Annotated in this window: 25 protein-coding genes and 1 riboswitch; of the genes, 12 read left to right on the forward strand and 13 right to left on the reverse strand. The window is 64.6% G+C overall.

The annotated features are described in order from the left end of the window. Window positions 1-6: 6 nt before the first annotated feature. Window positions 7-645: a TetR/AcrR family transcriptional regulator gene (locus CH305_RS03565; protein ID WP_052078009.1), complete on the reverse strand. Its 639-nt coding sequence runs from the start codon at window positions 643-645 to the stop codon at window positions 7-9. Window positions 646-694: 49 nt separating this feature from the next. Here CH305_RS03565 and CH305_RS03570 point away from each other — a divergent pair, with 49 nt between their 5' ends. Continuing rightward, complete coding sequence (locus CH305_RS03570; RefSeq protein ID WP_094702707.1) at window positions 695-1,726, forward strand: low specificity L-threonine aldolase; 1,032 nt, start codon at window positions 695-697, stop codon at window positions 1,724-1,726. A gap of 32 nt (window positions 1,727-1,758) precedes the next feature. Here CH305_RS03570 and CH305_RS03575 read toward each other — a convergent pair whose 3' ends face one another. The 5 genes from CH305_RS03575 to CH305_RS03595 all read right to left on the reverse strand — a co-directional run bounded on the left by CH305_RS03575 (window position 1,759) and on the right by CH305_RS03595 (window position 8,654). Then, window positions 1,759-2,907, reverse strand: a complete 1,149-nt coding sequence (locus tag CH305_RS03575) for a pyridoxal phosphate-dependent aminotransferase (RefSeq protein WP_094702709.1) — start codon at window positions 2,905-2,907, stop codon at window positions 1,759-1,761. Between the two features lie 104 nt (window positions 2,908-3,011). Then, window positions 3,012-3,848, reverse strand: coding sequence for a DUF559 domain-containing protein (locus tag CH305_RS03580; protein ID WP_094702711.1), 837 nt, complete (start codon window positions 3,846-3,848; stop codon window positions 3,012-3,014). Window positions 3,849-4,023: 175 nt separating this feature from the next. Continuing rightward, a complete protein-coding gene (purD, locus tag CH305_RS03585) occupies window positions 4,024-5,274 on the reverse strand; it encodes a phosphoribosylamine--glycine ligase (protein WP_094702713.1) in 1,251 nt (416 codons plus the stop codon). Window positions 5,275-5,352: 78 nt separating this feature from the next. Continuing rightward, window positions 5,353-7,401: a glycosyltransferase family 39 protein gene (locus CH305_RS03590; RefSeq protein ID WP_094702715.1), complete on the reverse strand. Its 2,049-nt coding sequence runs from the start codon at window positions 7,399-7,401 to the stop codon at window positions 5,353-5,355. After that, the gene (locus CH305_RS03595) at window positions 7,398-8,654 is read right to left on the reverse strand and encodes a bifunctional glycosyltransferase family 2/GtrA family protein (RefSeq protein ID WP_032405732.1); all 1,257 of its coding nucleotides are present in this window, start codon (window positions 8,652-8,654) and stop codon (window positions 7,398-7,400) included. The genes CH305_RS03590 and CH305_RS03595 overlap by 4 nt, the downstream gene beginning before the upstream one ends. A gap of 114 nt (window positions 8,655-8,768) precedes the next feature. On the opposite strand from CH305_RS03595, the gene CH305_RS03600 reads away from it, so the two are divergent. Further along, a complete protein-coding gene (locus CH305_RS03600) occupies window positions 8,769-9,194 on the forward strand; it encodes an HIT family protein (RefSeq protein WP_032405731.1) in 426 nt (141 codons plus the stop codon). A 10-nt stretch (window positions 9,195-9,204) separates the two neighbouring features. On the opposite strand, the gene CH305_RS03605 is transcribed toward CH305_RS03600, so the two are convergent. After that, complete coding sequence (locus CH305_RS03605) at window positions 9,205-9,729, reverse strand: helix-turn-helix domain-containing protein (RefSeq protein WP_037153993.1); 525 nt, start codon at window positions 9,727-9,729, stop codon at window positions 9,205-9,207. A 74-nt stretch (window positions 9,730-9,803) separates the two neighbouring features. On the opposite strand from CH305_RS03605, the gene CH305_RS03610 reads away from it, so the two are divergent. Beyond that, window positions 9,804-11,186 (forward strand): MFS transporter, encoded by a 1,383-nt coding sequence (locus tag CH305_RS03610; protein WP_094702717.1) that lies wholly within the window; start codon window positions 9,804-9,806, stop codon window positions 11,184-11,186. Here CH305_RS03610 and CH305_RS03615 read toward each other — a convergent pair. Both CH305_RS03615 and CH305_RS03620 read right to left on the reverse strand, forming a co-directional pair. Then, window positions 11,169-11,825, reverse strand: a complete 657-nt coding sequence (locus CH305_RS03615; protein ID WP_094702719.1) for a response regulator — start codon at window positions 11,823-11,825, stop codon at window positions 11,169-11,171. The two genes, CH305_RS03610 and CH305_RS03615, sit on opposite strands and share 18 nt — an antisense overlap. Further along, the gene (locus CH305_RS03620) at window positions 11,822-13,486 is read right to left on the reverse strand and encodes a sensor histidine kinase (protein WP_094702721.1); all 1,665 of its coding nucleotides are present in this window, start codon (window positions 13,484-13,486) and stop codon (window positions 11,822-11,824) included. The genes CH305_RS03615 and CH305_RS03620 overlap by 4 nt, the downstream gene beginning before the upstream one ends. Before the next feature lie 169 nt (window positions 13,487-13,655). Between CH305_RS03620 and CH305_RS03625 the strand changes: the two genes are divergently transcribed. Genes CH305_RS03625 through CH305_RS03635 form a run of 3 tightly spaced genes read left to right on the forward strand, consistent with a single transcriptional unit; the run spans window position 13,656 to window position 16,619 of the window. Further along, window positions 13,656-15,035, forward strand: a complete 1,380-nt coding sequence (locus tag CH305_RS03625; protein ID WP_032405726.1) for a CitMHS family transporter — start codon at window positions 13,656-13,658, stop codon at window positions 15,033-15,035. Between the two features lie 34 nt (window positions 15,036-15,069). Next, window positions 15,070-15,480 carry a universal stress protein gene (locus CH305_RS03630; protein WP_032405725.1) on the forward strand — a complete coding sequence of 137 codons (411 nt, stop codon included), beginning with the start codon at window positions 15,070-15,072 and terminating at the stop codon, window positions 15,478-15,480. A 14-nt stretch (window positions 15,481-15,494) separates the two neighbouring features. Further along, window positions 15,495-16,619: an AbrB family transcriptional regulator gene (locus tag CH305_RS03635; protein ID WP_179278175.1), complete on the forward strand. Its 1,125-nt coding sequence runs from the start codon at window positions 15,495-15,497 to the stop codon at window positions 16,617-16,619. Here the strand turns inward: CH305_RS03635 and CH305_RS03640 are convergent. Next, entirely contained in the window at window positions 16,599-18,014 is a 1,416-nt protein-coding gene (locus CH305_RS03640; protein WP_277950833.1) for a cell wall metabolism sensor histidine kinase WalK, read from the reverse strand. The two genes, CH305_RS03635 and CH305_RS03640, sit on opposite strands and share 21 nt — an antisense overlap. Then, window positions 18,011-18,718, reverse strand: coding sequence for a response regulator transcription factor (locus CH305_RS03645; RefSeq protein WP_032376327.1), 708 nt, complete (start codon window positions 18,716-18,718; stop codon window positions 18,011-18,013). The genes CH305_RS03640 and CH305_RS03645 overlap by 4 nt, the downstream gene beginning before the upstream one ends. 120 nt (window positions 18,719-18,838) lie before the next feature. Next, a riboswitch (guanidine-III (ykkC-III) riboswitch) is annotated at window positions 18,839-18,901 on the forward strand. Window positions 18,902-18,913: 12 nt separating this feature from the next. Here CH305_RS03645 and CH305_RS03650 point away from each other — a divergent pair. The 6 genes from CH305_RS03650 (at window position 18,914) to CH305_RS03675 (ending at window position 25,365) form a co-directional block, all read left to right on the forward strand. Then, window positions 18,914-19,228 (forward strand): multidrug efflux SMR transporter, encoded by a 315-nt coding sequence (locus CH305_RS03650; protein WP_032376326.1) that lies wholly within the window; start codon window positions 18,914-18,916, stop codon window positions 19,226-19,228. Between the two features lie 32 nt (window positions 19,229-19,260). Then, entirely contained in the window at window positions 19,261-20,064 is an 804-nt protein-coding gene (locus CH305_RS03655) for a hypothetical protein (RefSeq protein WP_032376325.1), read from the forward strand. A 194-nt stretch (window positions 20,065-20,258) separates the two neighbouring features. Further along, window positions 20,259-21,395, forward strand: coding sequence for a multiple monosaccharide ABC transporter substrate-binding protein (gene chvE, locus CH305_RS03660; RefSeq protein ID WP_032405722.1), 1,137 nt, complete (start codon window positions 20,259-20,261; stop codon window positions 21,393-21,395). Window positions 21,396-21,403: 8 nt separating this feature from the next. Then, the gene (gene mmsA, locus CH305_RS03665; RefSeq protein WP_037154396.1) at window positions 21,404-22,942 is read left to right on the forward strand and encodes a multiple monosaccharide ABC transporter ATP-binding protein; all 1,539 of its coding nucleotides are present in this window, start codon (window positions 21,404-21,406) and stop codon (window positions 22,940-22,942) included. Continuing rightward, window positions 22,939-24,267, forward strand: a complete 1,329-nt coding sequence (mmsB, locus tag CH305_RS03670) for a multiple monosaccharide ABC transporter permease (RefSeq protein WP_032405721.1) — start codon at window positions 22,939-22,941, stop codon at window positions 24,265-24,267. Before mmsA ends, mmsB begins: the two co-directional genes overlap by 4 nt. A 75-nt stretch (window positions 24,268-24,342) precedes the next feature. Then, entirely contained in the window at window positions 24,343-25,365 is a 1,023-nt protein-coding gene (locus CH305_RS03675; protein ID WP_094608488.1) for a LacI family DNA-binding transcriptional regulator, read from the forward strand. Here CH305_RS03675 and CH305_RS03680 read toward each other — a convergent pair. Beyond that, a complete protein-coding gene (locus tag CH305_RS03680; RefSeq protein ID WP_094702725.1) occupies window positions 25,359-26,012 on the reverse strand; it encodes a transcriptional regulator in 654 nt (217 codons plus the stop codon). The genes CH305_RS03675 and CH305_RS03680 overlap by 7 nt on opposite strands. Then, window positions 26,009-26,404: a DNA-binding protein gene (locus CH305_RS03685; RefSeq protein ID WP_094702727.1), complete on the reverse strand. Its 396-nt coding sequence runs from the start codon at window positions 26,402-26,404 to the stop codon at window positions 26,009-26,011. Before CH305_RS03685 ends, CH305_RS03680 begins: the two co-directional genes overlap by 4 nt. Between the last annotated feature and the right edge of the window lie 29 nt (window positions 26,405-26,433).

Raw genomic sequence — 26,433 nt, forward strand, 5'->3', positions numbered from 1 at the left:
GCGCTGTTAATCGGCCGGCACCTGTTCCGCCGGTGCCACGATGTCGATGACGGCCAACAGCATGCTTCGCGCCATTTCACGAGGATCGGGGTCCACTTCGCTGAGCGCGCCCACCACTGCTCCGTCGACCACGGCCACGAGTCGTCGTAGCTGCTCTTCCTGCACGGTTCGGCCCGACCGACGCAGCACATCGGTGAGCAGGTCGTCGATCTGAGCACGCAGCCGCAGTTGCACTTCCCGCAGTTCGGGATGCCGGGCCGACGCGATGAAGCGCTCGTATCGTGCGATCAGTTGCTCGTGGCCGTCCTGTGGCCCGATGAGCAGGTCGACGATGAGGTCGACCGTCGATTCCATTTCGTTCGAGCACTTGCCCTCGTCTTCGATGCGACCGCGCATGACGTCGATCTCGCGGGTTCCGACGACGTCGACTGCCGCAGCAACGAGGTCTCCAAGGGACTCGAAATAGTAGGTGGTCGACGCGAGCGGAAGCCCGGCTCGCGAGGCCACGGATCGGTGCCGAACCGCGTCGAAGCCACCCTCGACGAGGAGGTCCGCTGCGGCCGACGCCAATGCCTGGCGGCGGCGCACCCCCTTCGGAGTCGCACCCGACACCTTGTGTTGCGACTCGGTCGGACCTGCGGACATTCAAGTCATCGTGCCAGCTCGAGGCCGTTCGTCGGACTGCTTTGGCGCTATGGAATTGTCAGTGGTCGTGGCACATCCAACGATCGACCTCCGCTCCGACACCATCACCCGGCCCGATTCGGTCATGCGAAAAGCCATGGCAGACGCCGAAGTGGGCGACGACGTCCTCGATCACGACCCCACGATGGCGGCACTGGAAGAGGCAGTCGCAGGCATGCTCGGATTCGAGTCGGCACTGTGGGTGCCTTCGGGGTCGATGGGCAACATCATTGCGCTGATGCTGCATCTGCAGCGCGGCGATCGATTCCTGGCACCCGAGCATGCGCATGTGCTGGGATCCGAGCTCGGCACCGCGGCGTGGTTGGCAGGCGGGATGCCCGACGCCCTCCCCCACGACGCAGGCCCCGGCCGTCCCCTCGCGTCGACCGTGCGCGCCAAGGCAGGCGGCGCAGGGCCGTACTTCGCGCTGCGGACCACGCTGCTCTCACTCGAGAACACCCACAACTTCGCCGGCGGTGCCGTGTTCGGACCGGACGAATGGTCCGAACTCGTCGGTGCCGCACGCGACTCGGGACTGAGGATTCACCTGGACGGTGCGCGACTGTGGAATGCCGCAGTCGCCCTTGATGTTCCGATCGCGTCGTTGACTGCAGGCGCGGACACGGTACAGGTGTGCCTGAGCAAGGGCCTCGGAGCGCCCGTCGGCTCGATGTTGGTATCCGACGCCGCGCGAATCCACGAGGCCCGGCGCGCCCGGAAGATGTTGGGCGGCGGGGTTCGTCAGGGTGGCGTTCTGGCTGCGGCAGGGCTCGTTGCGCTGGATCGAATCGGTGATCTGGCCACGGACCACGCCAACGCAGCGACCCTCGCCCGTGGACTGCGGGAGCAGGGCTGGGACGTGCCGGAGCCGGAGACGAACATCGTGCTCGCATCGGTCACAGACCCCGTGCAGACGGTGGCGGAGCTGGCCGAATTGGGTATCGCCGCAGTAACCGTCGCGGGCAAGGTGCGCTTCGTGACCCACCGAGACGTCGACTCCGCAGACATCGACGAGGTGCTGGAGCGGCTGCGCCGCATGTGAATGGAAACTCGTGTTCCGCAACGAAGTTTCGCTCACATGCGACGGAGTCGCTCCAACGCTTCTTCGACGTCCGCGGTGGTGCCTGCGAACGAGAACCGCACCGTGTAATTGCCGCGGACGGTGTCGAAATCCACGCCCGGTGCCAGCGCGACCCCGGTCTCGGAAAGGACACGCGCACACCAACTCCGCGAGTCGTCGGTGAGGTGTGCGATATCGGCGTACACGTAGAACGCACCGTCGGCCGGTGCGAGATCGGTGATGCCCAGGGCCGGTAGACCGTCGAGCAGGATTCTTCTGTTCACGGCGTAGCGCTCGACGTGCGAATCCAACTCGATACGAGCTTCCTCGGTGAACGCCCCGATGGCGGCAACCTGAGAGATCGCCGGCGGGCAGACCGTCATGTTCGAGGCCAATCGCTCGACGGCCCTGCGCAATCGAGTCGGCAGCAACATCCAACCCAAGCGCCAACCTGTCATCGAGAAGTACTTCGACACCGATCCGATGGCGACGGATTCTTTCGAGGTCTCCCACGCGCTGGACGTACGCGCATTGCCGTAGGAGATGCCGTGGTAGATCTCGTCCGAGATCAGCAGCGTTCCGTGCTCGTCGCACCAGCGCGCAATCGCGGCCAGCTCATCCGCGTCGATGATCGTGCCGGTGGGATTGGCCGGGCTGGCGATGATCAACCCGGCGGGCGGCTCGGGCAGTTCCTCGAGCATCGCGACGGTCGGTTGGAACCGCGTCTCTTCCACGCAGTCCAGTTCGACAACCCGGCAGCCCAACGCCGCCAACGTGTTTCGATAGGCCGGATACCCAGGCCTGGCCATGACGACGGTATCCCCTGCGTCGAACGCAGCGAGGAACAGCAGAGTGAACGCGCCCGACGACCCGGTGGTGATCACCACGTCGTCGGCGTCGACGGTGATGCCGTACCGCGCGCTGTGGTACTCGGCGATTGCCCGGCGCAGTGGCAGAATCCCGAGCGTCTCGGTATATCCGAGCAGATGCGCATCCAGCGCCTCCCGGGTGGCGCGCAACACGGGCCCGGGTGCCCGGGTGGACGGCTGACCTGCGGCAAGCGAGAGTACATCGCCGTGAGTGCGTGCCCGCTCGGCCGCTGCCGCGAACACATCCATCACATGAAACGGCTCGACCTTCGATCGCTGCGATTCACTATGCATTCGATCGACACTACTGACGTCGATTCGCCCGTCGCAGGTGCACTGAGTGTCCATTATTTCGCGGCAGCCACGGGATCCCGTCTGACAGCACAAATTGTGGACACTCACGTCAGTGCCTTCCGGCGACGTCGTACGGTGTCGACGATCTGCCGCACCACATAATCCAGGTCGGTCAGCACCATCGCCGCCGAATAGCGCAACACCAGCCAGCCGTCGAGTTGCAGAGAATTCTGGCGCACGCGGTCGTTGGTGAACACACCCGGTGCGCTGTGGAATTCACGTCCATCGATTTCGACGATCACCCGAGCGCGACGGTCCATCAGATCCGCGTAGTAGGGCCCCACCTCCGCGTTGATCTCGAGGAAGTAGCCCGCCGCCGTGAGTGCCCGAGCCACCAAGCGTTCGGGTTCGGACAGAGTGCGCGGGCAACACAGTCGCAGCTGCCTTCTCACCTCGGTGATACCGGCCATCCCGGCCGACTTCTCGCATTGCCTCGCGACCCCGCGCCAGCTCACCGCGCGGCTCAGCGCAGAGTCGAAGAACTGCTCCAATTCAGGCCGGGTCAGCGACACAGCGACGTCGACGATGGACTGCTCGATGGTCACGATCGGCAGACCGTCCACGAAGCTCGACTCGGTGAGACTGCGTCGGTACGCCCGCAGCCACTTCGGACCGCGAGTTCTCGACGTGCGAGGAACTGTGATGTCCACGTGATCGGGTTCGTGCTCGAGCAAATTCCACCACCACGCCGCAGCGAGATGGCTCAGCACTGCGTGCGGTTGCCAGAGCGTAGCGGCGACGCACCGGTCCCGGTACGTCGGTTCGCCGGTGCAGTAGATGCTCGGAAGCAGCCTGGTCAGTGTGCCGGCTCTCGTCCGATACGCAATTGCGCCCTCGCTGACGCCGGTGTCCAACAGCTGCTGCCTCGTGTATACCCCCATGGACTACAGCCTGGCGTCGGAAATCCACTCGTGGGCGGGCGATTCGAGAAATCTGGATAACACTGCTACCTGTGGACAACTGACGTGAGTGTCCACTTTTTCGGCCGGCACACGGGATCCCGTGTGGTAGGCGAAATTGTGGACACTCAGCGCACCTGCGAGTCACCCAGGTCACCTACAGCGAGATTCGACCCTCCACTGCAGCCAGTCCGATGTCGGTGCGGAAGTGACTGCCCGGCAAGCGGATTCCCGCAATTCGGGAGTAGGCGTCGTCGCGGGCGGCGGTGAGGTCGAATCCGGTGCCGACCACGCTCAACACGCGTCCGCCCGCAGAGACCACAACTCCGTCCTTGATCGCAGTGCCTGCGTGCAGGACGCCAGCGCCGTCGGAGCCGAGGATCTCGTCACCGATCCGGGGGCGACTGGGGTAGTTCTCGGCGGCGATGACGACGGTGACGGCTGCGCCGTCCTTCCAGCGCAGCGGCGGCAGCGACGCGAGAGTGCCGGTTGCCGTCGCGTTCAGCACCTCACCGAGAGGTGAATCGAGCAACGCCAGCACCGCCTGGGTCTCGGGATCACCGAAGCGGCAGTTGAATTCGACGACGGCCGGGCCGTCGGCTCCCATCGCCAGGCCGGCGTACAGCAGTCCGGAGAACGGCACGCCGCGCTTCACCATCTCGGCGGCAACGGGTTTCACCACATCGCGCACGATCTGCTCCACCGCGCCCTCGGGCAACCACGGCAACGGGGTGTACGCACCCATGCCGCCGGTGTTGGGCCCGGTATCTCCGTCGCCGACGCGTTTGTGGTCCTGCGCGGGCAGCAACGGCACCACGCTCTCGCCGTCGACGAGGCAGAAGAGGGAGACCTCGGGTCCGTCGAGGAACGATTCCAGCAGCACCGGGTGACCGTTCTCGAGGAGCTCGGCAGCGTGATCGCGGGCGATGAGGCGATCGGTGGTGACGACGACGCCTTTGCCCGCGGCCAGACCGTCGTCCTTGACCACCCAGTGCGGACCGAAGCGGTCGAGAGCGCCGTCCAGCAAAGCGGGCGAGTCGACTATTTCGCTGTGCGCGGTGCGGACACCGGCTGCTGCCATCACGTCCTTGGCGAAGGCCTTGGACCCCTCGATGCGCGCGGCGTCGGCGGAGGGGCCGAACGCGGCGATGCCTGCCTCGCGGAGCGCGTCGGCGACCCCGAGAACCAAGGGCACCTCGGGTCCGATGACCACAAGATCTGCGTCGAGTTTCTTCGCCAGCGCGGTCACCGCCTCCCCGGAGGCCACGTCGACCGCGTGCTGCTCGGCGAGCTTCGCGGTGCCTGCGTTGCCGGGAGCCACGAAGAGCTTCTCGACCGACGGATCGGCCTTCAACGCAAGTAGGAGGGCGTGCTCACGAGCACCGGAACCTATGACTAGTACGCGCACAGTGCATCAGACTATCTGCTCGACGCGAAAGAGCCCCGCACCTGTCAGGGTGCGGGGCTCTTTCGTGATGGTTCGGTGTTACTGCGTCAGGTCGTAGAACGTCACGTTGTCGACCGTGGTCGCGGTGAAGTTCTCGGTGACCCACGCCGAGATCTCGGCCGAGGTACCCGAGGCCATTCCCGGCATACCGCCGCCTCCGATGAAGTAGTGGATCTGTCCATCGGCGACGTACTGCTGGAACTGCGCGAGAGTCGGCGAGGGGTCGGTGCCGTTGAATCCGCCGACGGGCATGACCGGATCCTCGGTGGCCAGTTGATAGCCGGCCGCGGTGTTGGCTCCGATCGCCGCTGCCACCCAGGTGTACGAGTCGGCGTCCTGCTCGAGCATCTCGGTGATCGCCGCGGTCGGTGCGCTGCCTTCGAGCAGACCACCCATGCCGCCGCCCATACCCCGAGCCATACCGCCCATCTCGGACCCGCCGTCGCCGGGTGCCTGGCCAGGAGCGGCGGCCTGACCCGGGAATCCCGCAGGCAGCTGCATGCCCGCAGGCAACTGAACACCGGGCGGCAGCTGCATGCCGCCCCTCCCGCCCGGGCCGTCACCCATTCCGCCGAATCCACGCATACTGGTGTTCGGACCGGCCGAGACGATGGCTCCGGTATGTGGAGTATCGACGGTATCGACTGCGTAGGCCGTCGGACCGGCGAGTCCGGCGAACATCACCGCCATGATCGACGCAGCTGCCACTCTCCCTCGCGTCAGCGCCGGAATCAGCAGAGCCACCGCCGCCAGAATTCCGACGACGAGAATCGCCCACTTCAACCACGGCACAAAACTCTCACTGCGACGCAGCAACACCCACGCCATCGCCACGGTCGACGCCACCGCGACGGCCATCGCAACGCGTACCCAATACGTATCGCGTTGCCGCCACAGCAGGACGCTGCCGATGCCGATCAGCGCGGCAACGGCGGGTGCGAGCGCAACGGTGTAGTACGCGTGGAAGATTCCGGCCATGAAGCTGAACGTCAGCCCGGTGACGAGCAGCCAGGAACCCCAGACGATCAGCGACGCGCGTTGCCCGTCGGTTCGAGGTGCTCTGCCGCGCAACACGAGTCCGACAACCAGCAGAATCAGCGCAGCCGGGATGAGCCAGGCGATCTGGCCGCCCTGGGAGGCGTCGAACATGCGGAAGATGCCGGTTTCTCCCCAGATTCCGCCGGGCATGCCCCCGGCCATTCCACCGGCCATGTCGCCGCCCATACCGCCGCGGCCGGGGGTGACACTTCCGGTCTCGTCACCACTGAGACGGCCGAATCCGTTGTAGCCGAGCGTGAGTTCGAGGATCGAATTGTTCTGCGAACCGCCGACCCACGGCCGGGACGACGCCGGCCAGAATTCCACGATCAGAATCCACCATCCGGCCGAGACGATCATCGCGCCCAGTGCACCGAACAGTTGCAGCAATCGGGTGAGGAACTTCGGCGGCCCGGCGATCAGGTAGGTCAATGCCAGCGGCGGCACGACAAGCATCACCTGGAGCTGCTTGGTGAGGAAGCCGAATCCGACGAACATGCCGGTGATCAACAGCCACTTGGTCTTTCCGGTCTCGACGCCTCGCAGCAGCGCCCAGACCGATGCGATCATCAGCAGCACGAGCAGCGCGTCGGGATTGTTGAATCGGAACATCAGTGCGGCAACCGGAGTCACGGCCAGCACCAAGCCTGCGAGCAGACCGGCCGCTCCGCCGAAGCGTCTCTTGACGGTGGCGCGGAGCAGTGCCACCGAGGCGACCCCGAGGAGAGCCTGCGGCACCAGCATCGCCCACGTGTTGAGCCCGAAGATGCGCACCGACAACGACATCAACCACAGCGACATCGGCGGCTTGTCGACGGTGATCGAGTTCGCGGCGTCGGAGGACCCGAAGAAGAAGGCCTTCCACGACACCGAACCCGCCTGAATCGCGGCCGAATAGAAGGAGTTGGCCCAACCCGAGGCGCCGAGTCCCCAAATATAGGCAACGCCGGTGCCGAAAAGTAGTGCCACCAGCCCGATCAGTTCCCACCGCGGGGTGGCCGCGGGCGCGGACGATTCGGCCGCGGACGGCCGCTCGATCGTCGTCGTCACAGGCTCTTCTCCGAACGGGCGGACTCCGAGCCTGCGTCCAACGAGCTACGGAAGACCCACCGCAGTGCGACGAATCGGCAGACCGTGGCAACGAGATTGGCGACGATCAGGACGGCGAGTTCGACGTGCCGTGACACATCGGGAACCCAGGCGTGCAGCACCGCAAGCGATCCGCTGGTGACGAGGAGAGCGAATCCGAAGATCGCCAGTCCTTGCAGTTGATGCTTGCCCGCACCATCCGATCCGCGGACCCCGAAGGTGAACGCCCGGTTCGCCGCGGTGTTGAGCACCGCGGTGATCAGCAGCCCGAAGAAGTTCGCTGCCTGTGCGCCGATCAACGAGTGCAGCATGAGGTACAGCAGTGCATAGGCGACGGTACTGGCAACGCCGATGATGCCGAATCGCACCATCTGGCTGATCATTCCGTGCGGTACACCGGGCACGAGCGGCTCCCGTCCCAGGCTTCGACGTAGTTCGGCGACAGGCAGTACTCCGGTGGCAAGGGCGCGGCCGACGCGCCAGCACCCCTGCAGGTCCTTGACGGCGGTGTCGACGATGTTGACGCTGCTGTTCGGGTCGTCGACCCAGTCGACGGGCACCTCGTGAATACGCAGGCCCACTTTTTCTGCGATGACCAGCAATTCGGTGTCGAAGAACCAGCCGGTGTCTTCGACCAGCGGGAGCAACTTCTGCGCGACATCGGTACGCATGGCCTTGAAGCCGCACTGCGCGTCCGAGAAGCGCGCGCGCAGCGAGGTGCGCAGAATGAGATTGTAACTGCGCGAGATGAATTCACGCTTGGCTCCGCGGACCACCCGAGACGATCGGTTCAGCCGCGACCCGATGGCGAGGTCCGAGTGACCGGACATCAGGGGTGCGATGAGCGGCATCAGGGCGTTGAGGTCGGTCGAGAGATCGACGTCCATGTAGGCCACGACATCGGCGTCCGAGGCCAGCCACACGGCTTTGAGTGCCCGGCCGCGTCCCTTCTCGTCCAGATGATGAACCTGGACTCCGTCGATCTCGTCGGCGAGTCGATGCGCGACGGCGAGCGTTCCGTCGGTGCTGGCATTGTCGGCGATCGTGATCGAGGACCGGAACGGGATTCGGTCCTCGAGGTGCTCGTGCAGACGACGAATGCACTGTTCGAGATCGGCTTCTTCGTTGTAGACCGGAATGACCACCTCGAGAGTGGCAGTGGCGTTCGAGCCGGGCCGCTGGCCTGCTGCTCGTGCGAGGGAATTCGTTGTCATGTGGACCAGAATCGAGCCCGGACCTTGCATCGCCCTGCGATGGACCTGGCAATTGGCTGGGAGATGCAGGAGCGGAGCTCTACCCACCCGAACCCGGTAGTGCATCCTGTTCCCATGGCTTCCATTTTCAGCAAGATCATCGCCGGCGAGATTCCGGGACGTTTCGTCTGGCAGGACGACGACGTGGTCGCGTTTCTGACGATTGCGCCGGTCACGCAGGGCCACACACTGGTGGTTCCACGTGCGGAGATCGACCAGTGGCAGGACGTCGACGGTGCCGCGTTCGCCAAGATCACTGCCGTCGCACAGATCATCGGTCAGGCCGTCAGGAGTGCGTTCGACGCTCCCCGAGCGGGCCTACTCATCGCCGGGCTCGAAGTACCGCACCTGCACCTGCATGTGTTCCCGGCCTACGACATGGGCAACTTCGACATCTCCGGTGCCGACCCGAATCCGTCGGCCGAATCTCAGGACGAGGCCGCACACAAGCTACGAGCGGCGTTGCGCAACCTCGGCCACGAGGCTCACGTCCCGAACTGACGCACCTCGCTCACCGCAGAGGCGTGAGCAAGCGTCGACGCGTCCGCAGCTGCATCGACACCTCGTCGGATCGCGTGTCGGGGTCGTACCCGGGCCCGATGTCGGTGTCGATGTCGCGGGGCTCGGGCGCCACCCCGCATTCGGGGCACATACCCAGTTGCCCGAGGTCGGTTCCGCAGTCCGCGTGCAGGAATCGTCGACGCCTCCCTGCGGGTTTCGCGGTCTGTTCCTCACCCCAGTAGCTCAGGGCGAAGACGGCAGGCCACAGTCGCTCGAGGGCGGGCGTCGGGACGTAGTCGTCGTGTCCGCCGTCGAGGGCTCGGGCTTGCCGTTCGAGCAGCCCCGCATCGACCAGCGCGCCGAGGCGTTGGGCGAGAACCGCCTTGGAAATGTCGAGGTGGACCTGGAAATCGCCGAAGCGTCGAACGCCGAAGAAACAGTCGCGCACGATGAGCATGGTCCAGCGCTCGCCGACCAGTTCCAGAGCACGGGCCAGGGAACAGTCCTGGCGGGCGTAGTCGATTCCGAGTGCCATGAGGTAATCGTACAGTCTGTTGACCGAACCAAAATGGGCGTTTACAGTTCGATCACCAGACCAAAAGGACGACAATGACCGACAGTGCACTCTCGCCCACCAGCACGACGAACAGCACCCGAGCACTCTCCATCGCAGCCCTCGGCACCCTGCTGACCCTGATGGCCTTCACCGCCCCGCTCGCGACGATCAACAGCACCGCGGCAGATCTGATGTCCGACGCAGCGGGGCGTACCTGGATTCTCAGCTCGATGAGCATCGGTCTCGCCGCCGCACTGCTCACCACCGGGACTGTCGCCGACGACTTCGGCCGTCGCCGCACCTTCGCACTCGGGGCCGCCGTATTGGCCGTCGGCACGCTGATCAGTGCCGTGTCTCCGAACACGTTGATCTTCGTACTGGCCCGTATCCTTCAAGGCCTCGGCGGTGCCGCGGTCATCGCATCGAGCCTGGGCATCATCGCCCACACTCACCCCGCCGGTCCCGTGCGCGCAAAAGCGAGCGGAGTCTGGGGCGCGAGCGTCGGTGCCGGAATTGCTCTCGGCCCGTTGCTGGCCGCCCTACTCGATCGCTGGGCGAGCTGGCGCGAGGCCTATGTGGTTCTCGCCGTCGCCACGGTCGCACTCGCCGTCGCCGCGCACCTACTCGTCGAAGAATCCAGGTCCGACGCCCCGCGCGGGCTCGATCCGGTCGGCGCGCTGCTGTTGGCAACCGGCATAGCCTCGTTGCTGGCCGCGTTGGTCGAGGGCAGGCAGGGCTGGACCGCCGTCACTCCCATCGTTCTCTTCGTCCTCGCCGCACTACTGCTGGCCGCCTTCACGTTCCTCGAATTACGCAGTGCAACGGCGATGCTGGATCTCACCCTCTTCCGGCACCCGCCGTTTCTCGCAGCGACTGTCGCGGCACTCGCCACCGGCGGCGGGATCATCGCGTTGATGTCGTACATGCCCGGATTCGTCGGCACCGCATTGGGAATCGATGCTCTCGGGGCAGCCCTGCTGCTGTTCGGATGGTCCGGGACGTCGGTCGTCACCGCTCTGTTGGCCCGCAGGCTCCCTGCATCGGTGAGCGGTCGGACGCAACTCGCGGTCGGTTTGGTGGGCGTAGCGATAGGAATGGTGATGGTGTCGGGGTTGTCCGACAACGCATCCTGGCCCCGACTACTGCCCGGACTGCTCGTAGCAGGTATTGCCAGCGGGGTACTCAATGCCGCTCTCGGTCGCGAGGCGGTGGCAAGCGTCCCCGTCGGCCGCGGCGGAATGGGCAGCGGAGCCAACAACACCGCGCGCTACGTCGGGTCCGCGGTCGGCGTCACAGTGGTTGCGGTGGTGGCTGTTCCGGCAAGCAATCACAGCGCAGCGGCATTGACGACGGGTTGGAACACAGCAGCCCTGGTGACTGCCGCGATATCGGTTCTCGGGGCCGTGGTGGTGGCGTTCTCACGCACCCGGCGCTGACGAGTACTCCTGCTCCGGCCTCCCGGTCGACCCGTAGCGCAGCTGCATCCGCAACCGTCCTTTGGAGACCAGGGTGGCCAGATAGCGTTGCGCGGTCGCTCGCGAAATTCCGATTGCAGCAGCGACTTCGCCGGCAGACATCGGCTCGGCCGTACCGCGCACCGCGTCGAGCACCAGATCACGGGTGACCGACTGCGAGATCGGCACCGGTGCCGCAGCACGAGGGCGCAGGGCGTCGAGTCCTCCGTCGATGTCCGCCTGGGTCAGTTCTTCCGAACGATCCAGAGCGCCGCGGTAATTCAGGTATCCGGCGAGCCGGTCGACCAGCGCCGAACGCGGGAACGGTTTGATCAGATACGTCCACGCGCCCGCGGTCATCGCCGAGCGGACCGTCTGCTGATCCGCCGCGGCCGAGAGCACCACCGCGTCGCACGGGAGTTCGCGGACCAGGTCGATACCGGACCCGTCGGGCAGGTACACGTCGACCAGAGCGAGGTCGAACGACTGTGCCGTCAGCAGCTCACGCGCCTGGGCGATACTGGTCGCCACCGCGGCCACCTCGTAGTTGTCGAGCGAATTCACCAGTGCCGCATGCAGATCTGCGACCCTGAAGTCGTCGTCGACGACGAGAACTCTCATTGTGTCACTTCCTGAATCAGTAGTGCGTCGGCAATCGTGGCGATGAACACCGCGCCGCCACGGTCGTTGTCTGCCGTGATCTGCCCACCGACATCGGCCAATGTCACATCGCCGCCACGGGTACGCGCGATCTGTCTGCTCAATGCCAGTCCCACACCTCGACCACCGGGGGTATCCGCTGTCGATTTGGTCGAGACGCCCTCGACGAACACCTGCTCGGGTGTCAACGAGACGCCGTCACCCGAATCGACGACGACGATGTGCAGGGTCGAATCTTCTTGCACCAGTTCCACTTCCACCTCGGCAGGTCGACGCGCCCCGAGCCGGGCCGCATCGATCGCATTGTCGATCAGATTGCCGAGCACGGTGGTGACATCCACAGGTCCGACCAATTCGCCGCCGACCCAGGTGTTCTCCCCCAGCACCAGGCGCACACCACTCTCACGGGCGTGCGCGGCCTTGGCGGTGAGGAAGGAACGCAGATACGCATCGGACACGGCGTCGATTCCCTCGACTGCTTCCGATCTCGGTCCCACACCCAGAATCTCGTCGATGTACTCAGACGCGCGGTCCGGATGGCCCTCGTGCAGCAGTCCACTGACCAGATGCATTCGGTTCGCGAACTCGTGCCGTTGCGCGCGCAGCACGGCAGACATCGACTGCACCGCGTCGAGCTGACGGGTCAGCGCCTCCACATCGGTTCGGTCGCGCACGGTCAGCACCGTACCGAGATCTCGATTGTCGCGCAGCACCTTTCGAGCAGCCGCGATCACCACGACCTCGTTCACAGCCGCCAATACCGGTTCCGCCGTCGGCGATTCGATGACCTCGAGCAATCTGGGCGTCAGGCCGATGTCCTCGACACGCATCCCGGGCTTGCCGTCGATCGACAGCAGCGTGCGCGCCTCGTCGTTGACCACCGTGACCACGCCGTCGGGGTCGATGGCCACCACGCCTTCGCCGATCCCGTGCAGCACCGCCTCCTGCTCACGCACGAGCTCGGCCAATTCTTCCGGTTCGAGCCCGAGGGTCAGCCGCTTCCATCTGCGCGCCAACAGGATCGAGCCGAGCACACCCAACAGCAGCACTGCTCCGGTCACCAGCGCGCCGTTGATCAGATCTTTCACCAGTTCGGTGCGCACGGCCGTCGTGGAGATGCCGACACTCACTTCGCCGATCACCACGTCGGTCGAACCGAGCGCCAGCACAGGAACTTTGGCGCGAACGGAGTCACCCAGCGTGCCGCGCTCCTGCTCGACCACCTCGTTGCCGGCCAACGCACCCGACGGATCGGTGCTCACCCGTTGCCCCAGGACGGTCGGATCGGGGTGCGCCAAACGCAGGCCCCGATCGTCGGTGATCACGACGAACAGGGCATCGGTGCGTTCCCGCGCACTTTCGCCCGCCCGCTGCAGTGCGCCGCCGGCCAACACCCCGGCCGGCGCAGCATCGGTACCTGCGGTGTCCGCGGCCGAGAACTGCTCGACGAGCGAACGCACCTGCGGATCCGACGCCACCGTGCGCGCGACCGCGAGTGCCCGCTCGCCGTACTCCTCACTTGCCTGCTCACCGCTGCTGATCGCGAACACCCCGAAGGCCACTGCCAGCGCCACCGCAACCAACGCAGCCTGCAGCAACAGCACTTGAGTCCTCAATCGCACGTGCCAAGGCTAGAGCGCGAGCTGCTCGAGCACAATGCGCAAAAGGCTCTTTACGTTGCTTGCGCGGGTAGTGCGCACAACGGCGAACATGTGATGCCGGTTACGTAACTTCAGTCACAACACGTAGTCCAACCGGACCCACCTCACACATTTCGAGAAGGAGTGCACGATGTTGGTGATACTCGGCTTCCTCATGGTAGCCGCCTTCATGTTCTTGATCTTGACCAAGAGAGCCACGCCCGTCGTCGCGCTCACCCTCGTTCCCGTCATCTTCGGCCTGCTGGCCGGTGCCGGACTCGGCATCGGTGACATGATCACGGACGGCATCAAGTCCCTGGCCCCCACCGCGGCCCTGCTGTTCTTCGCCATCATCTTCTTCGGAATCATGATCGACGTCGGACTGTTCGACCCACTGGTGCGCGGCATCCTGCGCGTCGTGCGCAACGACCCGATGAAACTGGTTGTGGGAACGGCCATCCTGGCCATGGTCGTCTCGCTCGACGGTGACGGCTCGACGACATTCATCATCGTCACCTCCGCGCTCCTACCGCTGTACCTCAAACTCGGTGTCAGCCCGGTGATTCTGACCGTAGTCGCCGGTCTCGCCAACGGCACGATGAACATCATCCCGTGGGGTGGCCCGACGGTTCGCGCCGCATCCGCGCTCGGAATCTCACCCTCGGATGTCTTCGTTCCGATGGTTCCGTCCATGATCGTCGGCCTGATCATCGTGCTGCTGTTCGCTGTCCACCTGGGCATCATGGAGCGTCGCCGCATCGGCAAGCTGATCTACGAGCCCGAGCTGGTCGCCTCCGGCGGCGGAAGTCTTCGCAAGGGCGGCAAGGGCGGCGGCGGAGCAGGAACCGGTGGATCGGACGAGGGCGAATCGGGTCAGTTCTTCGACGGCCTCGATCCCAATCGCGACACCCTGCGCCCGAAGCTGCTGTGGTTCAACGCTGCTCTGACGGTCATTCTGCTCGTCATCCTCGTCATGGACATCCTGCCGATTCCGGTTCTGTTCATGATCGCTGCCTCCATCGCCCTGACGGTCAATTTCCCCAAGGTCAAGGAGCAGGGCGACGCGATCGCACGGCACTCGTCCTCCATCGTCTCCGTGGTCGCCATGGTGCTCGCCGCAGCAATCCTCACCGGCGTCTTCCAGGGCACCGGCATGGTCGAGGCCATGGCCGAATGGCTGCTCAACGTCATCCCGTCCGGCATGGGCCCGTACCTGGCCGTCATCACCGGAATCCTCAGCATCCCGCTGACGTTCTTCATGACCAACGACGCCTTCTACTTCGGCATCCTGCCGGTCCTGACCGAGACCGCGAGCAAGTACGGCATCGACCCGGTCGAGATGGCACGAGCCTCGATCACCGGCCAGCCCGTCCACCTGCAGAGTCCGCTGGTTCCGGCCATCCTGCTGCTGGTCACCCTCGCCGGAGTGTCGTTGGCCGATCACCACAAGAAGGTGCTGTGGCGAGCGGTGGTCGTCTCCCTAGCCATGCTGGCCGTCGGCATCGTTCTCGGCCAGATCCCCTTCGGCTGATCCCCCACCCCACCTTCCTGAAGGAGAAACCGTCATGACTGTTGGCGTACTGCACAACAATTCACCCGAGGGCCGCGCAGCACTGGCGGCCGCAGTTCGAGAAGCACGCATCCGGGAGACGGACCTCGTCGTCCTGCATGCACTGTCGGGATCGGCCGAGCCGTCCGCCGAGGCAGCCGAAACTGCTGCGGTCTCCACCGCAGTGGACACGGCCCTCACCGACATCGATGACGCCGACTCCGTCTCCTGGACCGTGGCAGTGGGCAGGCCCGATCCTGACGCCGTCAACACCCTGCTGACACTGGTGGAAGAGCAGAAGTCCGAGATCCTGGTAGTCGGTTCTCGCCACCGCTCGGCGGTCGGAAAGTTCCTGATGGGACAGACGATTCAGCGTCTGCTGCTCGAGATCCCGGTTCCTGTCCTGCTGGTCAAGTCCGGAGCGTGAGTGCTCCGAAACGGATGAGGCGAATACTCGGGCACAGCCTCCGATGGATCGGCCTCGCAGCCGTATCCGTCGGGGGCTGGGCCCTTTTCGAAGCCCTGGGCCTGACGGCACCGTCGCTGTTCGCCGCTCTCGTCGTCGCCGTGGTTTTCGCTCTGACCGGCCTGGGCCCTGCTGCAGTGCCCCGGCCCGCATCCATGGCAGCGCAGGGCACGCTGGCGGTGACCATCGGCCTGATGCTCGACACCGACACGCTCGGGGCGTTGGGCGAGAACTGGATTCCCGCCGTTCTCGTCGGCGCGGGGACGCTCGTCGTCAGCGCCGGTTGCGGTGCACTGCTGGCACTGCACCGCGACGTCGACCCCGTCACCGGGGCGCTGTCCCTGATTGCCGGTGGTGCAACGGGTCTGGTTTCCATTGCCCGCGAACTCGGCGGTGACGAGCGAATCGTCGCCGTGGTCCAGTACCTCCGCGTCGCACTCGTGGTCGTCACGATGCCCCTGATCGTCACCTTCGCCTTCCATACCGATACCGACGGCGGGGCAGGAACCCAGGAACAGTCGACGACCCCGTGGTTCGTCGGCACGGCCTTTCTGATCGGTGCCGTCGTCGTCGGCATCGTGCTCGCGCGGTTGATCCGCCTGCCCGCGCCCGCCACCCTGGGGCCACTGATCGTCGCGGGTGCCTGCGAGCTGCTCGGGTGGCCCGTCGACATCTCGGTGCCCGCCGTGCTGCTGCCGGTCGCATTCATCGTCATCGGATGGCAAGCGGGCCTTGCCTTCACCGTCGCGAGCCTGCGCGCCATCGGACGGATCTTTCCGTGGGCTGCACTGCTGGTCGTGTCGATCGGGGTTGTCTGCGCACTGTTCGGCTGGGCGCTGTCCGCGATCACCGGAGTCAGCATGCTGACCGGTTATCTCGCGACCACACCCGGCGGTCTGGCGGCGGTGCTCGCCGTGTCCGCGACCACGGGGTCGGATGTCACCTTCGTCGCGTGCGTACAGGTGATCCGCCTGGTGTCGATGCTCGTTGCTGCACCACTCGCCGCCGCGGCGTACACCAAACTCGCCGAGCGCAGGAAGGCACGATCGAACGAGGAGCCATCTCGCGAAGCAGACGAATCAGCCTGTCGGCCTCGGTAATTCGACGCGAAAGCTCGCGCCCGTTCCGGGAGTGCTCCGCACCGAGACGGTACCGTTGTGCGCCGCCACCAATGCCGCGACGATCGACAGTCCCAGCCCGCTGCCGCCGCTCTCGCGTGTCCGCGACGAGTCGGCTCGATAGAAGCGTTCGAAGACGTGCGCGGCCTCGTCCTCGGCCAGACCGGGCCCGGTGTCCTCGACTTCGAGTAGTACCGACGACCGAGTCGTCCCCACGCACACGGTGATCGACGCCGATTCGGGGGTGTGGCGTACCGCGTTTCCGACGAGGTTCGCGAGCACCTGACGCAGCCGCGCGTCGTCGCCGTCGACTTCGGGTATTCCCGGCCCCGCCAACACCTTCAGCGAGATGTCCCGCGCGGGAGATACCGCCTTGGCGTCGTGCACGGCATCGGCTGCGATGGTCAATACGTCGACACGGCGCATGTCGAGGGGCCGCTGGGCGTCGAGGCGGGCGAGCATCAACAGGTCTTCGACGAGCAAGCCCATGCGCGCCGACTCACCTTCGATACGCGTCATCAACAACGAGATGTCGCTCATCGCGCCCTGCCGGTACAACTCGGCGAAACCGCGGATCGTCGTCAGCGGTGTTCGTAGTTCGTGGCTGGCATCGGCGACGAATCGGCGCATCCGGTCCTCGGACGCGCGCGCTGCCTCCTCCGAGGCCGCGGTCGCCGCGAAGGCACGCTGAATCTGCGAGAGCATTCCGTTCAGGGCGGCCGACAATCGGCCCACCTCGGTCTTCTCACTCCACTCGGGGACCCGGCGATGCAGGTCTCCGGCAGCGATGGCGGCGGCAGTCGTCTCCACCTCACGCAGTGGACGAAGGCTGCGCCGCACCACGAAATAGGCGATCACGGCGAGAGCCAGCAACACGGCCGCGCCGATGTAGAACTGGAGCACCACAAGCCTGCTGACGGTCTGCTGGTTGGCGCTGAGCGACATTCCCACGGTGGTGGAACCCTCGCTGTTGGTCACCGTGATCACCCGCCACTCCTTCGACGGGTCGCCCTCGGAACCGACGGTCTCCGGGGTTGCCGACGGCGCACCCGAGAGGTCCGGAACACTTTCGGCCACATCGTTGATCGGGCCGCGGACGGTACCGTCGGTCGCCACGGAACGCACGAAGAAGTTCGTCGGCGGTCGATTCGGGCTGGGTTCGTCGATCGGAAACGGCGGGCGTTCTCCGCCCGGTTTCGCCCACCCCTGGGACGCTTCGACCAGTTGCTGATCCAGGCGACGCATCAGCGACGTCTCGAGCGACGAGGTCACCGCCACACCCGACGCCAGCAGACCCAGTCCGACCAGGAGCAGCAACGCTGCGACCAGAGTGAAGCGCAGCGGCAGATTCCGAATGCGAGCTCGAATGCCGGTCACCGCGGCTGGCGCATGACGTAGCCGACTCCCCGCAGTGTGTGGATCAAGCGAGTGTCTCCGGTGTCGACCTTGCGACGCAGATACGACACGTACGACTCCACCACTCCCACTTCACCACCGAAGTCGTAGTGCCAGACGTGGTCGAGAATCCGCGGCTTGCTGAGCACGGTTCCCGCGTTCACCATGAAGTACCGCAACAGCGTGAACTCGGTGGGCGAGAGGGATACCGGTTCCCCCGCCTTCCACACCTCGTGGGTGTCGTCGTCGAGTTCGATGTCTGCGAACGCAACTCGCGACGGCTGCGCATCCTCGCTCTTGCCCGACCTGCGCAGGATCACCCGGAGTCGTGCCACGACCTCCTCGAGCGAGAACGGCTTGGTGACGTAGTCGTCCGCACCGAGGGTCAGCCCGGTCACCTTGTCGTCCACCGAATCGCGTGCCGTCAAGAACAGCGCGGGCGCATCGATTCCGTCGGCGCGCAGTCGGCGCAACAGACCGAACCCGTCCATGCCGGGCATCATCACGTCGAGAACGAGAGCCTCGGGCCGAAAGTTACGCGCTTTGTCGAGAGCCTCGGGGCCGGACGACGCCGTCGCCACCTCGAATCCCTGAAACCTCAGACTGACCGACAGCAGTTCGACGATGGTCGGTTCGTCGTCGACGATCAGTACTCGGGCCTCGGGTGTCTCGCTCACGGTGTCCATCTTTGCGCGAGATGCTGCTCGTTCGCTGGACTCTCGCTGTGAGGTTCCTGTGAGCGGACATGCGCACGCCGGCACCGACCGACATTTCCTGGCCATCACCCGTCAAAATTGGTACGATCGTACAAGTCACTTCCGACAATCGGACGAGCGCACCGTACCCGAACAGCGACAAGACGGTGCAAGGAGTGATTTCTCATGGCTTGGCTCATTCTCGTCGTCTCCGGTGTTCTCGAAGCGATCTGGGCAACCGCGCTCGGTAAGTCCGAGGGCTTCACCAAACTCGGACCGTCCGCCGTCTTCGGGGTCGCGGTGGTGCTCAGCATGATCGGTCTCGCAATCGCGATGCGGTCGTTGCCCACCGGAACCGCCTACGCCGTCTGGGTGGGAATCGGTGCCACCCTCACCGTCACCTACGCCATGATCACCGGCGAAGAAGCCGCATCACTGCTCAAGGTCGCGCTTCTGGTCGGCATCGTCGGATGCGTCGTGGGACTGAAGGTTCTTCACTGATTTTCCGAGCTACGAGCAGTTACAGTAAAACGATGAACTGGGTGTCAGCGATCACACTGCCCGCGCGCGCCGGAATTGCCATTGCCGAACAGGCGATCGGCGTCGCCGAGGTCGCGCTGGCAACCACCCGAATGGCGCTGGCCACCGGCGCGTCCGGCACCGCAGGAGTGGCCTCGCTCGCCAATCCGCGCGGCGGCACGATGCAACTGCTCGCCCAACTCGGTCAGCTCACCTCCGACGACCGCGCCCTGGGCAATGCCCTCAAGGAAGGCGGGCCACTGGATCGCCTGCTCGCCCAGGGTGGCGTCGTCGATCGCCTCACGTCCGAGGACGGCACCCTCGAGCGCCTGTTGTCTCCGGGCGGACCCGTCGAACGCATTCTCGCTCCCGGCGGACCCCTGGATCGCCTGCTGGCTGAGGACGGTCCCCTCGAACGACTGCTGGCCGAAGGCGGTCTGCTCGACCGCATCACCGCCACCAACGGTCCGCTCGAACGACTGACGGCAACGGACGGCCCCCTCGAGGTGCTCACACGTCAGGACGGCCTGATCGAACGCGCCATTGCCGAAGACGGAATCCTCGAGACGCTGCTCGCCGAGGACGGTCCAATCGAGAGATTGACGGCCAAGGGCGGCCCACTGGACCAACTGGTCAAGCTCTCCGAAACATTGACGTCCGTGGCTCCCAACATCGAGCGCATGAGCATCTCGATCGACATCCTGCAGGATTCCGTCGAGATCCTGTCGGCGGCGGTGCACCCGCTCGGCGAGCTCGTCGGCCGATTGCCGGGGCGCTGGCTCAAGAGCGGCAAGCAGTCGGTGCACGAACTGCACTGACCTGTCCGACGGGTGCTCCCGCCAGTTTTCGGGGCTCCGGATGTTAGCGCTCACACCGCTCACGCAGGTGCAAAAAAGAAATCTTTGACAATGCCGATGTTATCGCTCACACTTTCGTTTTGATGTGATGCGAACCACACGGGACACCCCAACGGCCCCGCTTCACGGTCTACTCCACAACGCAGGGAGAAACGATGAAGTTTCGACACCTATCCATGGCCGCGGCTGCGGTGGCACTCACCCTCACGCTCGGTGCGTGCGGGTCGAGCACCAAGACCGCAGACGAGGCTCCGGCCGAAGGCGGCAGCACCGCCGGAGCGCTGATCGGCGTCACGATGCCGACGAAGTCCTCGGCTCGATGGATCGCCGACGGCGACAACCTCAAGAGTGCACTCGAGGGTCAGGGCTACAAAGTCGATCTGCAGTACGCCGAGAACGACATTCCCACCCAGGTGAATCAGATCGAGAACCAGATCACCCAGGGCGCAAAGCTTCTCATCGTGGCCTCCGTGGACGGCACTGCCATCACCACCCAGCTGCAAGAAGCCAAGGACAACGGCATCGGCGTCATCGCCTACGACCGCCTCATTCGTAACTCGCCCAATGTCGACTACTACGCGACATTCGACAACTACAAGGTCGGCGTCGATCAGGCCACGTCGCTTCTCGTCGGTCTCGGTCTGAAGAACGAGGACGGCACCGACAAGGCCGACGCGCCCGCAGGCCCGTTGAACATCGAGGTCTTCGCCGGTTCGCCGGACGACAACAACGCCACCTTCTTCTTCGACGGCGCCATGGAAACCCTGAAGCCGTACCTGGACAAGGGAACTCTGAAGATCGGCAGCGGCGAGTCCGATTTCGAGACGGCTGCGACACTGCGCTGGGATCCGGCCACCGCCCAGAAGCGCATGGAGGATCTGCTCACCAAGACGTACTCCTCGGGCCAGAAGGTTCAGGGCGTGCTCTCGCCGTACGACGGCCTGTCCATCGGCATCCTCTCCGCACTCAAGAGCAACGGATACGGCACGGCAGGTCAGCCCTACCCGATCGTCACCGGGCAGGACGCCGAGGTGCCGTCCGTGAAGTCCATCATCGCAGACGAGCAGTACTCCACGATCTACAAGGACACCCGTCAACTGGCCGAGGTCACGATCCAGATGGCTCAGGCGATGCTCAACGGTCAGACTCCCGAGACCAACAACACCACCGATTACGACAACGGCGACAAGGTAGTTCCCGCGTACCTGCTGCAGCCCGAGATCGTCTACAAGGACAACTACGAGAAGCTGCTCGTCGAGGGTGGCTACTACACCGAGGATCAGTTGAAGTGAGTTCGGCGATGACGAGCCCGATTTTGGAGATGCGCGGCATCACCAAGACCTTTCCCGGTGTCAAGGCGCTACAGGATGTCACTCTCTCGGTGAATCGCGGCGAAATCCACGCGATCTGCGGTGAGAACGGAGCAGGCAAGTCGACGCTCATGAAGGTGTTGTCGGGTGTGTACCCACACGACACGTTCGACGGCGACATCGTGTTCGACGGTCGGGCGTGCGAGTTCTCCGACATCCGAAGCAGCGAAGCCGAGGGCATCGTCATCATCCATCAGGAACTCGCACTGAGTCCGCATCTCTCCATAGCCGAGAACATCTTTCTCGGCAACGAGCGGTCGAAGCGCGGGTTCATCGACTGGAACCGAACCAATTCCGAGGCCGCAGCCCTACTGAAGAGGGTAGGGCTGCGGGAAAACCCCGTCAGCGTCGTGAGTGACCTCGGTGTCGGCAAGCAGCAGCTCGTCGAGATCGCCAAGGCATTGTCCAAGGACGTGACACTGCTGATTCTCGACGAACCCACTGCGGCACTGAACGATTCCGATTCCGCTCATCTCCTCGACCTTCTCCGTGGTCTCCGAGACGAGGGCATCACGTGCGTGATCATCTCGCACAAGCTCAACGAGATCGCGGCCGTTGCCGACCGAACCACGATCATCCGTGACGGCCGGACCATCAAGACGCTGGATATGCGAGACGCGGATGTCACCGAGGATCGCATCATCTCGCTCATGGTCGGCCGCGATCTCGAGCACCGGTTTCCCCCTCACGAATCGACTGTGGGAGAGGAAGTTCTGCGCATCGAGGACTGGACCGTGCACAGTCCGACCCAGCAGGGCCGAACCGTCGTCGACAAGGCGAACCTCACGCTGCGGCGAGGTGAGATCGTCGGTCTTGCCGGGTTGATGGGTGCCGGCCGCACCGAGTTGGCCATGAGCGTCTTCGGCCGGAGCTACGGTATCGACATCTCGGGTCGTCTGTACAAGTACGGCAAGGAAATACACGTCAAGTCGGTCAACGATGCCATCCGTCACGGCATCGCATACGCCACCGAGGACCGAAAACGGTACGGCCTCAATCTGATCGACGACATCAAACGCAACATCTCCACCGCGGCGCTGGACAAACTGGTGACGGGAGGCTTCGTCGACGACAACCAGGAGTTCAAGGTCGCCGAGGGCTTCCGTAAGAGCATGAACATCAAGGCACCGAACGTCTCCGCCGTGGTCGGCAAACTCTCCGGTGGCAATCAGCAGAAGGTCGTGCTGAGCAAATGGATCTTCAGTGATCCGGATGTGCTCATTCTCGACGAACCGACGCGAGGAATCGACGTCGGCGCGAAGTTCGAGATCTATTCGATCATCAACGATCTCGCCGACGCCGGAAAGGCAGTGCTGGTGATCTCGTCCGAGCTCCCGGAGCTGCTCGGGCTGTGCGATCGGATCTACGCGCTGTCCGCAGGCCGCATCACCGGTGAGGTCACTCGCGAGGACGCGACCCAGGAATCGCTCATGCATCTCATGACCCGTGGAACAGGAGTACTTCGATGAATCAGTTGTCGACCGTGCGGGGGTTGCTCACGCGCAACCTTCGCCAGAGCGGAATCTTCATCGCATTCGCGCTGATCATCGTGCTCTTCACCGTGCTGACGGGTGGTCAGCTTCTGGTGCCGCAGAACATCAGCAACATGGTGGTGCAGAACTCGTACATTCTCATTCTGGCCATCGGCATGGTGGTGATCATCATCGCCGGCCATATCGACCTGTCCGTCGGATCGGTCGTTGCGGCCACCGGTGCCATTGCCGGTGTGCTCATGGTTCAACAGAACGTGCCGTGGCCACTGGCGGTGCTGATCACGTTGATCGTCGGCGGCCTGATCGGTGCCTGGCAAGGCTATTGGGTCGCATACTTCGGCATTCCAGCGTTCATCGTCACCCTCGCAGGCATGCTCGTCTTCCGCGCGGTCACTCTCATCGTTCTCGGCAACCAGGGCATCGGGCCGTTCCCCGGACCGGTGCGCACCCTGTCCAACGGCTTTCTGCCCGGTTTCATGGGCAATGTGGGACTCGGACCACTGGGCGGGGCAGACATCTTCACGTTGCTCGTCGCAATTCTGGCCGTTGCCGGAATCGTGTTCAGCCAGTGGCGTTCTCGAACGGGTCGGCAGAAGTACGGCCAGACCGTGGACGCGATGCCGCTGTTCCTGATCAAGATGACGTTCGCCGCCGCTCTCGTACTCGCCATCGCGGTGCAGTTGGCTCGCTTCAAGAACCTCCCGTACGTACTCATCCTCCTTGCGGTCCTGGTGATGGGGTACTCCACCCTCGCCGGCAAGACGGTGTTCGGTCGGCACGTCTACGCCATCGGCGGAAACATCCATGCCGCGTCGCTGTCCGGCATCAAGGTCAAGCCGGTGACCTTCTGGATCTTCGTCAACATGGGCGTGCTGTCGGCCCTGGCCGGAATCATCTTCGCCGGTCGCCTCAATCAGGCGGGCCCCACCGCAGGCAACGGCTTCGAGCTCGACGCCATCGCGGCGGCATTCATCGGCGGCGCAGCAGTGCAGGGCGGCGTGGGCCGCATCGTCGGCGCGCTCACCGGCGGGCTGATCATCGCCGTGATCAACAGTGGAATGTCGCTCATCGGTTCGCCCAGCGAGCGAGTGCAATTGGTCAAGGGCCTGGTTCTGCTGGCCGCTGTGGCGTTCGACATCTGGACCAAGCGTCGCGCAGCGAGCGGTAAGGGCAGTAAGGGCGACTTGGCCAAGTCACCCACCAGTTATCTGGGCGTGCCCGTGCCGGCCGAGATGTTCTCCCCCGGCCAACCGGGAGAGACCGCACCGCCGACGTCAGCGTCGATGACGAAGACGACGTGAGCGGTACGGTCTCGAGCGGTGCGAGACCGGACATGCTGTGATTGTCCTCGACGACGCAAGAGGAGCTGCAGAAAGATGACACCCACCCGCGGACCGGCCATGACCGATGTCGCCCGGCTCGCCGGGGTGTCCCATCAGACCGTCTCTCGCGTCATCAACGGTCACCCCAATGTGACCGAGGCAACGAGAACCAGGGTGCATCAAGCGATCTCGGAGCTCGGCTATCGCCCCAACCCTGCCGCCCGCGCTCTGGTCACCGGCCGTAGCAGCACCATCGGAATCGTCGGAACCGGTAACGCTCTCTACGGTCCGGTGTCGACTCTCTACAGCATCGAATCCGCAGCGAGACAGGCAGGCTACTCCGTCGTGGTCGGCGTTCCCACGTCGTTCGACGAGTCGGCGATCATCACCTGCGTCCGCAGGTTGCAGAAGCAAGGCGTGGACGGCGTCGTCGTCATCGCACCACTGAGAACCGATGGCGGCGACATCGCCGAGCTGGCCCGCGAACTGCCGCTGGTGGCCGTCGAAGGTTCTCCCGCAGGCGATCTGGCCGTCGTCTCGGTCGATCAGATCGCCGGAGCGCGGGCTGCCACCGCACATCTGCTCGGCCTCGGGCACAGTGCGGTATGGCACGTTGCAGGACCGCTCGGGTGGTACGAGGCCACCGACCGCGTGACCGGATGGCGGCTGGCCCACGAGGATGCGGGCATCGAACCGCCCCCCACCCTCAGCGGCGATTGGACTGCGAGATCGGGGTTCTCCGCCGGAAGCGATCTGGCCCGAACTGCAGGTGTGACCGCAGTGTTCGCCGGCAACGACGCCATGGCCCTCGGGATCCTTCGGGCGCTCGAGGTACAGGGCAAACGAGTACCGCAGGACGTCAGCATCATCGGATTCGACGACGTTCCCGACGCGGAATTCTTCTCCCCGCCGTTGACGACGATCCGCCAGGAATTCAGCGAGGTGGGCGTCCGAAGCGTCGAAATCCTGCTGAACCAGATCGATACCGGGAACCGAAGCACCCGACGCTCGAGCATCGAGCCGAGCCTGGTGATCAGGTCCAGCACCGGTCCCCCACATGCCCGTGCGAATCACTGACTGTCGTCGATACCTGATTCCGATCGGCGATCTATCCCGAGTGTCGCGATGAGGTCTTCGTGTAGCTCGAACCAGACCTTGTGGCAGGAGTCGACATCGGTGCGGTCGACCCAACCGTGTTCCCCGGCGCGCGCGAGTCTCGATGCAGCACCGAATCGACTGTCGTAGCCGGCGAATCGTGCGAGAGCCGAACTCAGTTGGTCGACAAGCGGACTCAGGGCATCGCCGATGGACGTCAACTCGTCGAGGATTCTCTGATCCCACACCCGGTCACTGTGGTCGTTGACGGTGAGTCTGTTCGTGTCCGTGGGCCGCAGTTGCCAATCGGTACATGCTCGCAACAGCCGTTCGTTCAGCGGCAGAAAGCTCCGATAGACACTCCGCACCACGTCGGTCCGGCCCGTCGCCTCGCGCTCCTCGCGAAGTTGGTGCTCGTTCACGGTCCTCCCCAATTCCGTGAGAGACCAACCACGCATGTCCGCGAACTCGCCGCGTTGGATCCATCCGCACGCCTGCGCGTCGAGAAGGAGTTCTTCCGCCTGCGCGGTGTCGACACCGAAACGATGTGCAATCACAGCGGTGTCGGCGAACCCGAGTATGCGAACAGAATGCAATACCAGAAGATCGGGAGACGAAGTGGCAGTCATGAATCGGCAGCATCGCGTGCAGTGAGTCGACTGTAGTACTGCTGACACGCTTGCTTCGAGTTGAATCCCATTGCTTCTGCGATCTGCGCCCACGTCAGACCGCTGCTGCGGGCAGCGAACAGAAGACCTGATTCGAGACCCTCGACTTCCGCTCGGGCGGCGGGCAGAAGGGTCAGGGCGCTGACGAGGGCGTCCGGAGCGAGCTCGGCGGAACGCCAGAGAGCGAAGTTCGCCAGGTCGACCGCAGTCGGCGGCGCAGGCACAGGACGCCAAGGCCGGGCGTCCAGATCGCCCGCACCGAGGCCCAGAAGATGCTGGGTTGCCTGCTGTTCGCGTTCGGCATCCAGGTGCGTTCGATTCGACGATGTCGCGACTTCACGCTTGCGTTCCATGGTCGAAGCCTGCAATATCGGGACAAAGC

Source organism: Rhodococcus sp. 15-649-2-2, from assembly GCF_002258645.1.
Lineage (GTDB): Bacteria > Actinomycetota > Actinomycetes > Mycobacteriales > Mycobacteriaceae > Rhodococcoides.

What these genes read in the sequence shown, in the direction of transcription:
- CH305_RS03565 (WP_052078009.1), bottom strand. Translation starts at nt 645, where the DNA reads ATGTCCGCAGGTCCGACCGAGTCGCAACACAAGGTGTCGGGTGCGACT.
- CH305_RS03570 (WP_094702707.1), top strand. Translation starts at nt 695, where the DNA reads ATGGAATTGTCAGTGGTCGTGGCACATCCAACGATCGACCTCCGCTCC.
- CH305_RS03575 (WP_094702709.1), bottom strand. Translation starts at nt 2,907, where the DNA reads ATGCATAGTGAATCGCAGCGATCGAAGGTCGAGCCGTTTCATGTGATG.
- CH305_RS03580 (WP_094702711.1), bottom strand. Translation starts at nt 3,848, where the DNA reads ATGGGGGTATACACGAGGCAGCAGCTGTTGGACACCGGCGTCAGCGAG.
- CH305_RS03595 (WP_032405732.1), bottom strand. Translation starts at nt 8,654, where the DNA reads ATGACAACGAATTCCCTCGCACGAGCAGCAGGCCAGCGGCCCGGCTCG.
- CH305_RS03600 (WP_032405731.1), top strand. Translation starts at nt 8,769, where the DNA reads ATGGCTTCCATTTTCAGCAAGATCATCGCCGGCGAGATTCCGGGACGT.
- CH305_RS03605 (WP_037153993.1), bottom strand. Translation starts at nt 9,729, where the DNA reads ATGGCACTCGGAATCGACTACGCCCGCCAGGACTGTTCCCTGGCCCGT.
- CH305_RS03610 (WP_094702717.1), top strand. Translation starts at nt 9,804, where the DNA reads ATGACCGACAGTGCACTCTCGCCCACCAGCACGACGAACAGCACCCGA.
- CH305_RS03615 (WP_094702719.1), bottom strand. Translation starts at nt 11,825, where the DNA reads ATGAGAGTTCTCGTCGTCGACGACGACTTCAGGGTCGCAGATCTGCAT.
- CH305_RS03625 (WP_032405726.1), top strand. Translation starts at nt 13,656, where the DNA reads ATGTTGGTGATACTCGGCTTCCTCATGGTAGCCGCCTTCATGTTCTTG.
- CH305_RS03630 (WP_032405725.1), top strand. Translation starts at nt 15,070, where the DNA reads ATGACTGTTGGCGTACTGCACAACAATTCACCCGAGGGCCGCGCAGCA.
- CH305_RS03635 (WP_179278175.1), top strand. Translation starts at nt 15,495, where the DNA reads ATGAGGCGAATACTCGGGCACAGCCTCCGATGGATCGGCCTCGCAGCC.
- CH305_RS03645 (WP_032376327.1), bottom strand. Translation starts at nt 18,718, where the DNA reads ATGGACACCGTGAGCGAGACACCCGAGGCCCGAGTACTGATCGTCGAC.
- CH305_RS03650 (WP_032376326.1), top strand. Translation starts at nt 18,914, where the DNA reads ATGGCTTGGCTCATTCTCGTCGTCTCCGGTGTTCTCGAAGCGATCTGG.
- CH305_RS03655 (WP_032376325.1), top strand. Translation starts at nt 19,261, where the DNA reads ATGAACTGGGTGTCAGCGATCACACTGCCCGCGCGCGCCGGAATTGCC.
- chvE (WP_032405722.1), top strand. Translation starts at nt 20,259, where the DNA reads ATGAAGTTTCGACACCTATCCATGGCCGCGGCTGCGGTGGCACTCACC.
- mmsA (WP_037154396.1), top strand. Translation starts at nt 21,404, where the DNA reads ATGACGAGCCCGATTTTGGAGATGCGCGGCATCACCAAGACCTTTCCC.
- mmsB (WP_032405721.1), top strand. Translation starts at nt 22,939, where the DNA reads ATGAATCAGTTGTCGACCGTGCGGGGGTTGCTCACGCGCAACCTTCGC.
- CH305_RS03675 (WP_094608488.1), top strand. Translation starts at nt 24,343, where the DNA reads ATGACACCCACCCGCGGACCGGCCATGACCGATGTCGCCCGGCTCGCC.
- CH305_RS03680 (WP_094702725.1), bottom strand. Translation starts at nt 26,012, where the DNA reads ATGACTGCCACTTCGTCTCCCGATCTTCTGGTATTGCATTCTGTTCGC.
- CH305_RS03685 (WP_094702727.1), bottom strand. Translation starts at nt 26,404, where the DNA reads ATGGAACGCAAGCGTGAAGTCGCGACATCGTCGAATCGAACGCACCTG.